Origin of the sequence: Psychrobacter sp. DM4, assembly GCF_051307035.1 — a bacterium.
Lineage (GTDB): Bacteria > Pseudomonadota > Gammaproteobacteria > Pseudomonadales > Moraxellaceae > Psychrobacter.
This window is the reverse complement of record NZ_CP195536.1, coordinates 2,048,277-2,061,453: the sequence shown is the minus strand read 5'-3', so window position 1 is coordinate 2,061,453 and position 13,177 is coordinate 2,048,277. Positions and strand designations below refer to the sequence as shown.

The 13,177-nt window shown below is 43.6% G+C and carries 11 protein-coding genes; 6 read left to right on the top strand and 5 right to left on the bottom strand.

Going from position 1 to position 13,177, the window contains the following annotated elements:
• Positions 1-17 precede the first annotated feature (17 nt).
• Positions 18-1,607 (bottom strand): isocitrate lyase, encoded by a 1,590-nt coding sequence (locus ACR64G_RS08740; RefSeq protein WP_435978918.1) that lies wholly within the window; start codon positions 1,605-1,607, stop codon positions 18-20.
• 628 nt (positions 1,608-2,235) lie between these two features.
• On the opposite strand from ACR64G_RS08740, the gene ACR64G_RS08735 reads away from it, so the two are divergent.
• Entirely contained in the window at positions 2,236-3,225 is a 990-nt protein-coding gene (locus ACR64G_RS08735) for a LysR family transcriptional regulator (RefSeq protein WP_435978917.1), read from the top strand.
• Positions 3,226-3,512: 287 nt separating this feature from the next.
• Complete coding sequence (locus tag ACR64G_RS08730; RefSeq protein WP_435978916.1) at positions 3,513-4,892, top strand: NAD-dependent succinate-semialdehyde dehydrogenase; 1,380 nt, start codon at positions 3,513-3,515, stop codon at positions 4,890-4,892.
• A gap of 123 nt (positions 4,893-5,015) precedes the next feature.
• On the opposite strand, the gene purN is transcribed toward ACR64G_RS08730, so the two are convergent.
• Together purN and purM are read right to left on the bottom strand one after the other, a co-directional pair.
• On the bottom strand, positions 5,016-5,717 hold the full coding sequence (gene purN, locus ACR64G_RS08725) for a phosphoribosylglycinamide formyltransferase (RefSeq protein WP_435978915.1): 702 nt from the start codon (positions 5,715-5,717) through the stop codon (positions 5,016-5,018).
• The gene (gene purM / locus ACR64G_RS08720) at positions 5,717-6,778 is read right to left on the bottom strand and encodes a phosphoribosylformylglycinamidine cyclo-ligase (RefSeq protein ID WP_435978914.1); all 1,062 of its coding nucleotides are present in this window, start codon (positions 6,776-6,778) and stop codon (positions 5,717-5,719) included. Before purM ends, purN begins: the two co-directional genes overlap by 1 nt.
• A gap of 297 nt (positions 6,779-7,075) precedes the next feature.
• Here purM and ACR64G_RS08715 point away from each other — a divergent pair, with 297 nt between their 5' ends.
• The 3 genes from ACR64G_RS08715 to ACR64G_RS08705 all read left to right on the top strand — a co-directional run bounded on the left by ACR64G_RS08715 (position 7,076) and on the right by ACR64G_RS08705 (position 10,106).
• A complete protein-coding gene (locus ACR64G_RS08715; RefSeq protein ID WP_435978913.1) occupies positions 7,076-8,182 on the top strand; it encodes an AI-2E family transporter in 1,107 nt (368 codons plus the stop codon).
• 260 nt (positions 8,183-8,442) lie between these two features.
• The gene (hda, locus tag ACR64G_RS08710) at positions 8,443-9,246 is read left to right on the top strand and encodes a DnaA regulatory inactivator Hda (protein WP_435978912.1); all 804 of its coding nucleotides are present in this window, start codon (positions 8,443-8,445) and stop codon (positions 9,244-9,246) included.
• Between the two features lie 173 nt (positions 9,247-9,419).
• Positions 9,420-10,106 (top strand): DUF2057 family protein, encoded by a 687-nt coding sequence (locus ACR64G_RS08705; RefSeq protein ID WP_435980691.1) that lies wholly within the window; start codon positions 9,420-9,422, stop codon positions 10,104-10,106.
• 82 nt (positions 10,107-10,188) lie between these two features.
• On the opposite strand, the gene ACR64G_RS08700 is transcribed toward ACR64G_RS08705, so the two are convergent.
• Positions 10,189-10,677: a Dps family protein gene (locus tag ACR64G_RS08700; protein ID WP_435978911.1), complete on the bottom strand. Its 489-nt coding sequence runs from the start codon at positions 10,675-10,677 to the stop codon at positions 10,189-10,191.
• 175 nt (positions 10,678-10,852) lie between these two features.
• Complete coding sequence (locus ACR64G_RS08695) at positions 10,853-11,512, bottom strand: YcxB family protein (RefSeq protein ID WP_435978910.1); 660 nt, start codon at positions 11,510-11,512, stop codon at positions 10,853-10,855.
• A 293-nt stretch (positions 11,513-11,805) separates the two neighbouring features.
• On the opposite strand from ACR64G_RS08695, the gene serS reads away from it, so the two are divergent.
• A complete protein-coding gene (gene serS / locus ACR64G_RS08690; protein WP_435978909.1) occupies positions 11,806-13,092 on the top strand; it encodes a serine--tRNA ligase in 1,287 nt (428 codons plus the stop codon).
• Positions 13,093-13,177 lie beyond the last annotated feature (85 nt).

Genomic DNA, 13,177 nt, shown 5'->3' with positions numbered 1-13,177 from the left:
CGTCTAGAGTTTAGAGTCTAGCCGAACTGGTTCATAGTGTTTTTGCCACCACCAGCTTTTAGAGCATTGTCACCTGAGAAGATCTCTTTATGATCATCACCAAGATCAGATCCTGCCATTGCTTGGTGCTTAACACATGAGATGCCTTCGCGGATCTCTTTACGTTGTACGCCAGCTGCATAAGCAAGCATGCCTTCTTCACCGAAGTAGCCTTTAGCTAATTCATGCACGCTAAGCGCTGTGGTGTGATAAGTTGGCAAGGTGATTAGATGATGGAAGACACCCGCTTCACGTGACGCGTCTTTTTGGAAGTTCTTAGCCGCTTCATCTGCTGCTTTATCAAGATCAGTACCATCATAATCAGCACTCATCAAGTCATCTTTATTATAGCTTGAGATGTCTTTGCCTTCGGTTTCCCACTGAGCGATAACTTGCTTACGGAAGTTGAGCGTCCAGTTGAACGATGGGCTGTTATTATAAACAAGCTTCGCTTTTGGCTCTTCTTCTTTAATACGATCAACCATCATTTTGATGTGTTCAACGTTTGGTGTTGGCGTCTCTATCCACAATAGATCAGCACCGTTTTGTAAAGCAGTCACACAATCAAGGACAACACGGTCAATGTTAGTGTCTTCACGGAACTGATATAAACCGTTCGCTAGACGAACAGGGCGTACTAGTTTGCCGTTATGCTTGAGTAAGCTATCGTTTTCTTTAGCATTCTCTAGCGTCACTTCTTCCATCTCGATGAAGTCGATGTATTTAGAAGCTAGATCGCCTGGCTCATCTGATACTGGAATTTTTTGCGTCAGTGATGCGCCTTCAGAATCGGTACGAGCAACGATGATACCGTTTTCGACACCCAATTCTAAAAATGCATAGCGAATAGCGTTTAGCTTAGAGATGAAGTCTTCGTGCGGTACGGTTACTTTACCCGCTTGGTGACCACATTGCTTGGCGTCAGATACTTGGTTTTCGATCTGAATAGCACAAGCACCCGCTTCAATCATTTGCTTAGTGAGCAAGTAAGTCGCTTCTTCATTACCGAAACCTGCATCGATATCAGCAATGATTGGCACAACGTGAGAGTCAAAGTTAGCAATCTTCTCTTCGATAGCTTTAGTGTCTTGACCCGCTTCTTCAGCAGCATTTAGCTCACGGAAGTAATCGTTCAATACTTTAGCGTCTGCTTGGCGAAGGAACGTGTAGATCTCTTCGATAAGCTTAGGTACTGAAGTTTTTTCGTGCATAGATTGGTCAGGTAGAGGACCAAACTCAGAACGAAGGGCTGCTACCATCCAACCTGATAGGTAGATGTAAGTTTTTGAGGTTGTACCAAAATACTTTTTCTTAGCATACATAGTTTGTTGAGCGACAAAACCATGCCATGCGCCTAGAGACTGCGTGTACTGAGACGTATCGTTGTCGTAGTCTTCCATGTCCTGACGCATAATGTCAGCGGTATACTTAGCGATATCTAAACCTGTTTTGAAACGGTTCTGTACCATCATACGAGCTGCGTCAGTCTCGCTGATATTCTGCCAGTTGCCGTGCTTCTGCTTGAGTTCACGTACTAGATCAATTGCTGATTTATAGTTAGTTGACATCTATAGTCTCCTTGGTGGGGTGTAAAAACTTGCAAAAAAATAATTCTAAAAAGTAACGGTTGTATTAAACCTTTTATTATCGAACCTGTGTATTTATCTAAACGATTTTTTATGCATTCAGTGATGAACGCGCAAAAAATAGAAAAGAATTATAATTGGTGCTCGATAATAACAAACTCTAATAGCATAGTGATAAGTTTATACTGAAATACCTGTTAGCGATAATAGTAGATTAACTACTACAAAATACACTATTCGCTCGGTATTATGAATAGCGAGTGCTGATGCTTAAAAGGTTACGCTCTAACAAAGCATAAAGAGTGGCATCACTGTGACAACCTTACTTTAAAGGCATCTGAAGCACACTTATGCTGTATACTTTGAGCCTTTAATGGCATTCACTATAGACATATTACCAAGATTTATCTAATTTATGACCGTTATCTTGGGTATTTATTTTAGCTATAGTATAATAAAATCATGTAGTTAAGAAAGATGATTGATATCGATTTTGTATCAACATATATATTTGAATCAATAATATCCATTATCGCTAAGATAAGCAGTTAGCAAATCACAATGTGACTATACTTGAGTAGTGCTAAATTTAGAGCAAAGAGACAGACGTATGAATTTGCAAAGGGTCGATTTAAATTTATTAGTACATCTAGATGTGCTGCTAAGAGAAAAAAATGTGACGCGGGCAGCAGAGCAGCTAGGTATCACACAGCCTGCCATGAGTAATATATTGCGCCGTTTGCGTAAGTTATTTAACGATCCACTCTTGGTACGCTCCTCAGAAGGGATGACGCCGACGGAGCGTGCATTGGAACTACAACCGCGGATACGTGAAATACTCGCTGATCTTACCCAAGTATTAGAACCTCGCACCGAATTTCGGCCCTATAGCACCTCACGCGTTTTTCGTATTATGACCTCTGATTATGCCGAGGCAACTTTGGTGCCTAGACTGGTTAAAGCTTTACGCTCTGAAGCACCTAATGTGATCTTAGACTTTTTGACGCCATCAGATGTCTCTTATCGCGATATGGAGCAGGGGCGGGTAGATTTAGCGATTAACCGCTTCAATGAGATACCACAAAGCTTTCATCAAGTATTGGTCTGGCGTGATACCTTTAGCTGCCTTTTATCGTCAGAAAGTCCCTATGCTAACCGCTTCAATCTCAAAAACTACCTAAAAGCTCAGCATGTTTGGGTATCTAAAACAGGTATGGGCGTAGGATTCGGAGTCAACCCTGAGAAGTCAGGCGGTCTTGGCTCAATCGATCAGGCATTGCAGCGCTTGGGTCAAAAACGCCAAATCAGCGTGTTCACTCGTCATTATCAGATGCCAGCGATGCTCGCTGCCAATAAAGATCTGATAGCAACGCTGCCTACTCGCGTCGCACGTATGCAAGCAAATAACGACAGCATTATGATGGAAGATCCCCCATTCTTTATTCCTGAGTTCGAGTTGACTATGGCATGGTCGCCGCTATTGCAACACCATCCTGCGCATCGCTGGCTCCGTCAATTAATCATGCATGTCGCGCGTCAGGTCGTTGCTGACGAAGAGAGCCAAAGTCAAGATATTCCAGTAATCAACAAACTATTTTAAGTTTATGAGAATGATAAATTTTTTATGAACCAGCATGATAATTGCTGGTTTTTAGTTGCGATTTTACAAAATATCTCTCGTTAAATTTGTCTTTATAAAGCAGTTACATCGTTAACACATCCTGCACATATCTTTATATCTTGTAAAATTAAAAACTAAATTCTCTGTTACTATCATCTGGTATTAACAAGCACTTGGTATCAACAAGATGCCTAATACTAATAAGATTTAATATTGAGAAGACAACGATCAAGCAGAATTAAATACAACTATAAGGACACAGAATTATGGCAGATATTACTACTGTAAACCCAGCGACGGGCGAAGATATCAAAGATTATAATTATATGAGCCACGATGAAGTGAACAAAATCGTCGAAGACTCACATAAAGCGTTCTTAGAGTGGCGCACGGTTAGTCATGAAGAACGTGCAAAGGTTATTAGCTCAATCGGTGAAACGCTGATCAAGTATAAAGAAGAGTTATCTCGCCTTATGACTGAAGAGCGCGGCAAACTTTATAGTCAAAGTCTACAAGAAGTTGATCTGTGTAAAGCAATCTGTGACTATACCGCAGAGAAAGGTGTGGCCGCACTCGCTGATGATGAACGTGACATAGAAGGCCTCAAAAAAGGTATTGTGACTTACCAGCCTATTGGTGTCATCTACGGTATGCAGCCTTGGAACTTTCCAGCTTATCAGGTATTTCGTTATACCATAGCCAATCTAATGGCAGGCAACAGCGTTCTACTTAAGCACGCAGCCAACGTCACAGGCTCAGGCTTACTTATTGAAAAAATACTCCATGAGTCCGACCTACCTAATGATTTGTTCCGTACGATCCTAATCGATCATGATCAGTCAGAAGAGCTCATCTCTCACGACAAAGTACGAGGCGTGACTCTGACTGGTAGTGACGGCGCAGGTAGCATTGTCGGTCAACAAGCTGCAAAGGCTATCAAAAAGGCGGTATTGGAGCTAGGTTCAAACGATGCTTTTATCGTCCTAGAAGATGCAGACCTAGAGCTTGCGGTACAGACCTGTACTCTGGCGCGTTTAATTAACAACGGCGAAACTTGTGTTGCTGCGAAACGCTTTATTGTCGTTGATAGCTTGTATGATGAGTTCCGTAACCGTATTGTTGAAGAGTTCGCTAGCAAAAAATCTGGTGACCCAATGAGTGACAGCTCTGATCTTGGACCACTAGCGCGCAAAGACTTGCAAGAAAAACTGCACAAGCAAGTAGAAGAGAGCGTAAGTAAAGGCGCTACTATCTCTGTCGGTGGTAAATTACCAGAAGGCAAAAGTAGCTACTATCCTGCAACTATCTTAGAGAATGTTCAAAAAGGTCAGCCTGCTTATGATGACGAACTATTTGGTCCAGTAGCTGCATTGATACGAGCTAAAGATCAAGATGATGCTTTACGCATTGCCAATGACAGCCGATATGGTCTGGGCGGTGCGATATTCTCAAAAGACGAAGACAAAGCGATTCGTTTAGCCAATGAGCAGTTTGATACGGGTATGGTCTACATCAACGGCTATGGTCTTGCCAATCCAGCACTACCTTTTGGCGGAGTAAAAAATTCAGGTCATGGTCGCGAGCATGGTGGCTTTGGTATCAAAGAGTTTGTCAATATCAAAGGTGTCCACGTTCATAACAGCTAAAACCGTTTTTAAGTTTTAAAACGATTTACGGTTAGATAAAATAAAGCCCAGTCATTCATATATTGAGTGACTGTGCTTTTTTTGATTATTCATCTACACTTTACTTTGCGATAAGCGCAGTTTCTATTTATCTATGAACAGTGTTAAGGGCAGGGTAGGTAGAGAATTATGATATTTCGTCGATAAGGTATTTTCGATGACGAGTATTCCTTTAGCTAATAGCAAAATCGTCCAAGGTAGCAGTTGATGCTCCAGTTTTTGTACGCGTGTTTTTAAGCTATCTGCGGTCTCATTTGGAACAACTTTTAGCATTGCTTGGGTCAAAACCGTACCTGCATCGAGCTCAGCGGTGACAAGATGTATGCTACAACCATGATGATGCTCGCCTGCTTGAATGACGCGCTGATGCGTATTCAGACCTTTGTAAGCAGGCAATAAAGAAGGATGCAGGTTAATCATCGGTGCTGGTGCATTATTAATAAAATCGCTACTCAATACTCGCATAAATCCAGCGAGTACAATGAGGTCAGGTTGCCACGCTGCGAGTTGGGTACTGGCATGACGCTCAAAAGTTTTGATACCCATACGTTTACCATTGGTGATGTGCGATAAAACAGCCACTGGAATGTTAGCGTCTTTGGCGCGCGTAATAGCATAAGCATCCGCGCGGTTACTAATAACGCCAACTATCTCAATCGGTAATGCACCTGATTGCATCGTATCTATTAGGACTTGCAAGTTGCTACCACTGCCTGACACCAAAACCACAATGCGCAATGGCTTTGACGAGTCGTCTGGCACTATCTGTATAGTGTCGTTTAACATTAACAATACACCACAGCTTCCGCACTGTTGTCAGAGCCACGCTTAACCATCTCGCCCAACTGCCAAGCGGTTTCGCCCGCATCATTGAGCGTATCGATTGCCGCTTGTGCTTTGTCTGCTGGTACGACAATAACGAAGCCAACGCCGCAGTTGAAGGTGCGATACATCTCACTTTGCTCAATATTGCCCTCAGTCTGTAACCAAGTGAACAGCTCTGAGAACTGCCAGCTACTCGTATCTATGCTAGCGGCAAGGTCATCTGGCAGTACACGTGGCAAATTATCAGTCAAACCGCCACCTGTGATATGTGACATGGCATGAAGAGCTGAGCTACCAAGAGTATCTTGTAATGCTTTAATCGCTTTGACATAGATACGAGTCGGTGCCATGAGCGCGTCTTGAATGCACTGACCATCTAGTTGCTTATCGCTAGTAGTTACGTCGATACCGCTCACTTCAATGACTTTGCGTACGAGTGAGTAGCCGTTTGAGTGTGCGCCGCTTGATCCAAGAGCGATTAACACATCGCCCTCGCTGACGTTCTCACCAGTGATAACCTCCGCCTCTTCGACAACGCCGACACAGAATCCTGCGAGATCGTAATCGTCGTCTTGATACATACCTGGCATCTCAGCAGTCTCGCCACCGATAAGCGCGCAGTTGGCAAGCGTGCAACCCTCACCGATACCAGTCACCACAGTCGCCGCTACATCGACATCAAGCTTGCCTGTCGCGTAATAATCTAAAAAGAACAAAGGCTCTGCGCCGCACACAAGCAGATCGTTGACGCACATAGCGACCAAATCGATACCGATAGTGTCATGACGGTCTAACTGTAAAGCGAGCTTGAGTTTGGTGCCGACGCCATCAGTGCCAGAGACCAGTAGTGGTGAGGTATAACCGGTAGGGATACGGCACAGTGCACCAAAGCCGCCAAGACCACCAACCACCTCAGGACGAGTGGTCGCTTTTGCTACTGATTTGATTCGCTGAACCAACGCATCGCCAGCATCGATATCAACGCCAGCATCTTTGTAGCTTAAAGAAGTCTTGTCACTCATGGTCATCTCACAGTTAAATAGATAGTAAAAGTTAGGATTAAAAGTTTGAGGATAGTGCGCGCATTATACCCAAAAATAGCAAGCACTCGCAAAACAACTTACGACTTTTGGGCTTATGATCGCTATTATCCTTAAATATAGTGTCAAAACACAAAAAAAGACTCCTTTTTTAGCAGAGTCTGCAATAATGTGTGATATTAAATCAGCTAAGCACAACTTTTGAATTATTCTAAGTACGCATAATTATCACTCATAATAGTCATCACTCATACAAGCCTAATGGTAGGATTACGATCAATGATTACTCAGCCTATAGATCCTTTTTTTCGGCGTTTATTCCTAGTTACCATAATTGTGGTGTCATTGATACTTCTGTATCTGCTAACGCCTGTGATTATTCCTTTTTTGGTCGCCTTTATATTGGCCTATTTGTTTAATCCACTGGTCAAAAGGCTATCAAGGTATATCAGACGTTGGATTGCGATTATCGTCGTCTACACTGCGATTACGACAAGTATGATCGTGCTGCTGTGGTGGCTTGTGCCTACGCTTTGGTATCAGTTGCAATCTGCTTGGGAGTATCTACCCAAGATCCTAAGCTGGTACAATGATACGGTGCGAGACTGGTTTACGGTCAATACCAGTATCGTTATGCCCGCTTTAGAGGTGAACGGATTCTCTGATACTTTGGTCGAGTACATGCAGACGCACTATAATATCTCTGATGCCAGTACTTGGATGAGCCAAATTCTTGCTTCAAGCATGAGCTTTGTAAATAGTGCAGGCTTGATTGTACTCGTGCCTATTTTGACCTTTTACTTTTTGTTTAACTGGGACAAGCGTTTGCATGGCTGGAAGATGGCGATACCAGCTGCCTATAGTAAAAAGGTCATTAGCATCGCTCAAGAGTGCGATCGTGCGCTTATGGAGTTCGTAAAGGGACAGCTGCTCGTTATGGTACTCCTGGGTATAGTATATGCGGTGCAACTACAGCTGATTGGGCTTGAGCTTGGACTCACTATTGGTATGATAGCTGGCGTGGCAAGCTTTGTGCCTTACTTAGGTTTTGGTTTGGGTTTTATTGCAGCTATCATCGCAGGTCTGTTTCAGTTTGGGTTTGACTGGTTTTACTTATCTATGATCGCAGGTGCGTTTTTGGTAGGACAGGCCGTCGAGGGTTACGTACTACAGCCGTTATTATTAGGGGATAAGATCGGTCTGTCTCCCTTATGGGTGATCTTTTCGGTATTGGCAGGAGCGAGTATCTTGGGCTTTGTTGGTATGCTGATTGCGCTACCAGTATCAGCGGTTCTCAATGTCTTATTCCGTCATCTCTATAGCCATTATCTAACGACTGATTTTTATAGAGGTCGTAAGCAATTAGAATTATTTGAAAAAAAATAGACTGACGTCGTAGCAGTAGATAGTGTTATTAAAGTGAAAGGACTTGTCAGTCATTTTGCAAATATGGTATATATAGTCGCAGTAGCTTTTATAAACTCTAGTGACGTCAGTTAAAGGATTAAACTTACAGTCAAAATATCACTAACCGTATTCCAATTTATCTATGGCAGACAAGGATGTGACGCCTAAAGCGGATAAGACCACTAAACATTTGGCGCAAGTTTTCATTTTCACATAGCGCAAACTCAAGTTGGTAATCAATGGCCCAATCACAGCTAAGTCTCAATCTAGACATCAAGCACGATGCGAGCCTAAGCGACTTCTCAGGTCCAGGGTGGATGTCAATTATCGATGCGGTACGGCAGTTGCATGTCGGTCTGATCGGACAGCTGTATCTATTTGGTAGTCCTGCTACAGGTAAATCGCATCTACTCTCTGCTATTTGTGAATCATTTATCGAAATGGATAAGTCTGCAATTTGTCTGTCTCTTAATGAGTTAATTCATACTGATGTCAACGTATTATCCTCATTAGAGAACTTTGAGGTTATTGCTATCGATGATCTTGAGGTAATTGAGCAAAGCAAGCCATGGCAAGAGGCTTTGTTTCATCTGATCAACCGTAGCCGTGAAGGACAACGTCAGCTACTATTTGCAGCCAATAAACCTGCAAGCGAGCTGCCGTTTGAGCTCAAAGATTTACTTACGCGTTTAGCACAAGCACCAACCTTTAAAGTTCCAGACGGACAAAATGTCGCGGATCGACAGGCACTACTACAATCTATTCTGCGTCGCCGAGGCTGGCAATTTGATGAGCGCATACTACATCACTTGTTAAGCGAAGGACCACATCGTATCGGTGCGCTGATGGAGGTCTTGGTTTACATACAGCCTATGTTCTCAAACCTTGGACGTAGCAACATATCGAAGGCGGTTATTAGCGATGCACTACGGACTATCGATGAGCAGACGCTAGCTGCCGAACTTGCTGATATCAACCAAGAAACACAGACAGACAATCACGGTGCTCACCAAGATCAGCACACCATGCCGCTAGATTTCTAATTTAGATCTTATGATTTTATGGCAATACTATTTATGGTAATAATAGCTATTAAAGTTAAAAAGATAGCATCTCATACTTTAAAACCTCTATAGGATATATTATGACTCTCTCAACAGCTTCACTCAAAAAGATAGCGGTAGGCACTTTGCTTATAAGCGTAAGCTCAGTACCTATGCTCGCGCAAGCAGAAGTTACGTTGCTGGTTGATGACAATATCAAGGTCACCGCCATCAACGGACAAGAGGTTAAGCAGAGTATATTTCAGCCACCTATCAAGTCGTTCACACTACAGCCAGGTCAGCATGCCGTTACTGCTAAATACGATCGACTGTATAAATTACCCCGTGATGAGCACGACTATCTGCGCTCGGGCAATGTCAGTATTACAGCCAATTTAGCCGATAACCAAACGTATCGTCTGACTATGCCAAATCAGCCTGAAAACTATGAAGCTGCAAAAGAATACGCTGAGCGTCCTACGCTTGCGATACAACAAAATAATACTATCGTCGCAAGCCAGCAAAGCATGGGTGGCAATCAGGGCGGCATGTTTTCAGGGATAGGCAAAGCACTGGGCGGCGTCTTTGGTGGTAGTGGTGACGCAGAGTTGCAAAATCAGCGAGCGATAGCTGCGATAGGTCAGTCGTCTTCAGCTCCTGTTGTGGCGAGCCGTAACAACGCCAATACTAATACAAGCGCAGTCGCTGCGACGACATATACGGCTATTCCAGCCATCAATCCGACTGTTAATCCAGTAGCTAATACAAGTCAATCAAACACCCTAGATAGCTTTATGCAGGTGTGGCTGCAAGCGACGCCTAGCGAACGTGAAAAAATGCGTCAGTGGATACAGCAGTAAACGAAAACCTCTAGACATAAAAAAGCACCTAACGTTAGGTGCTTTTTTATGAGTTACAATTTAGCTCTTAGGTATAAAGGACTTATTGAGCCAAAAAAGCGTTGTACATCCAAATTAGCTTTTCTTGCTGTTGTACGTACTCGTCAACTAGGTCAGCTGAACCTTGGTCATCAGCTTGAGCGGCTAGTGCTGATACGTCACGCTGCTCTTCAATAAGCGTTTGTAAACCTAATACCACACCCTTTACACAAGTATTGCCGTCTTTGACATTTTTATCTTCAGAGATACTAGTGTGCTGAGCAAAGTCGCTGTAGGCATGCAACGGCGTACCCCCTAGCGTTAAGATACGTTCAGCGATTTCATCAATCTCGACCTGTAGATTTGTATACAGCTCTTCGAACTGGGGATGCAAAGTAAAGAAGTGCTCGCCTTTGACGTTCCAATGATAACCACGGACATTGATATAGAACATATGATAACTAGATAACAAGCTATTTAATTTGGCAATCACTTCGCTCATATCTGCTTTTTCTAGACCGATCTGATTGGTGCTACTATTCGTGTTACTCATAATATTACCCTTGTAGTTGAGTGTGGGTTCATGTGTGCACTCGAGAGATATTCAATTGACTTCTTAGTGACCACTACTATAACAAGTAAATATCGATAAGTTAAATTAAATAAACTCACGTAGACGATATGTTTTGCAAAACGATCATCTTATATCAATTGTGAGAACACGCTGTTTATTTCGGCGGTTGTATGTTCTCAGTTTGCAAACCACGAATAGGAACGACTTCTGTCAAATGCTGGCGTACGGTATCGATAGGGAACTTCTGTGCCTTCAGACGCTTAGGTATAATTTGGCTTCCTTGTTGACCCTTTACCTCAAACATCATAATGAGATAGTCATCCGTCTCATCCCAGCTTTTGATAGCGCTCCACGGAATCACTGCTTGCTGGGTAGAACCTGCACGCATCTGCATACCACGCATCTGCGGATTTTGCATCAGATCAGGCTGATTGACGGGCATTGCCATAACTAAGCCATGCTTTTGTACGCCAAGCTTCATCTGACGCATCTCATCTGGCATTTCTTGTTCGGCAACTTGTTTGTCAAACTGCTTTTTGACGTACCACTTAAAGCCAAGCGTACGCACTAGCATATAGATGACAACTGATACCAACATAAGCCAAAAGATAATCGTCGAATAGCCTGTTAAGAACACCAGTCCTGCCAGTGCTAATATCACTACCACCGCCATGATGATCCATTCTTTTGTCTTAAAACTTGAGAGACCAAAAGAGGGGCTAGCACTAGCAAATAGCTCGTACTGGGCTTCATGGAATTCAGCCTCGGTCATGTTCAAGGCGATAGGTTGTAGCGTATAGGGGTACAAGGCCATAAAAGTTTCTCAAATACTTATAGTAAAAGCGTCAGGTTTAAGTCATTAGAGCAAAGCGTCAACAGAGTAGATAATACCACCAGTTTCGATGATGCTTGGCTAAGAGGGGCGTGAAGATATGCGCTTATCTTACCGAAAAGCGCTCCCAAAAGAAATAGACAAGCCATCAATGACCCAAAACGATAGCCGAAACCGTGGTCAAATCAGCTAGGTCTTGGTATCATAGCCTCTGTCTTAGGGTACACCTACGTAGCGTCACTCTTTTATCCTCTTTAGCGGTACAGGCACTTATTATGATAGATCCAAAACTCTTACGCGGTGATTTAAGCGACTTACAACAGCAGTTGACCACGCGTGGTTATGCGCTCGATATAGAATTCTGGCAAGCTATTGAAAGCGAGCGTAAATTACTACAGGTCAAGACAGAAGAGTTGCAATCGCGCCGTAATGCTGGTGCCAAGCAAGTGGGCACGCTAAAAAAATCAGGCGAAGACGCTAGCGAATTACTTGCCCAGATGCAAAGTGTCAGCGGTGAGATCAAGACCGCAGAGGACGAGCTACGCACTTTACAAGAACGCATCACTCAAGCGGCTCTACAAATACCAAATATCCCAGCGCCAGACGTGCCAGTCGGTGCGTCAGAAGATGACAATGTCGAAGTGCGCCGATGGGGTACGCCTCGCGCCTTTGACTTTGAGATACAAGATCATACCTATATCGGTGAAACACTTGGTATGCTCGATTTTGAAGCTGCAACTAGGATTACTGGCAGTCGGTTTAGTGTGCTCACAGGTCAGCTGGCACAGATGCATCGCGCCTTAATTCAGTTCATGCTCAACACCCATACGATAAAATATGGCTATACTGAGACGTATGTGCCTTATATCGTCAATAGTGAGAGCTTGATGGGTACCGGTCAGCTGCCAAAGTTTAAAGATGATCTATTCAAGCTTACCAATCACACCAACAACGATGACACCGACTTTTATCTGATTCCAACCGCTGAGGTGCCAATGACTAATTTGGTACGCGGTGAGCGTTTGGATATCAAGGAGCTGCCGCTTAAGTTCACCGCGCATACGCCATGTTTTCGTAGTGAAGCAGGTTCACACGGTCGTGACACTCGCGGTCTGATTCGTCAGCATCAGTTTGAAAAGGTCGAGATGGTCAATATCACGACGAGCGATCAATCCGATGAGCTACTAGAGGCGATGACAGGACAAGCAGAAGATATCTTGCAGCAGCTTAATTTACCATACCGTACCGTTCGGTTGTGTACAGGCGATATGGGTTTTAGCGCACAAAAGACCTATGACATCGAAGTCTGGTTACCGAGCCAAGAGACCTATCGCGAAATCTCTAGCTGCTCTAACTGCGGTGACTTCCAAGCACGCCGTATGGGCACGCGCGTCAAAGATGGCAAGCAGACCAGTTTGGCGCATACTTTAAATGGTTCGGGTTTGGCAGTCGGTCGCACGCTGCTCGCCGTCATGGAAAATCATCAAAACGCTGATGGCACTATTACGATTCCAGAAGTGCTGCGTCTGTTTATGGGCGGGGCTGAGGTTATATCGGCTTAAGTACTACCCAGCATACAAACCCAAAGACAGTTAGCAAAATCAATATGAGTCATTATTAAATACAAACGCATAAGCCACGTCATTT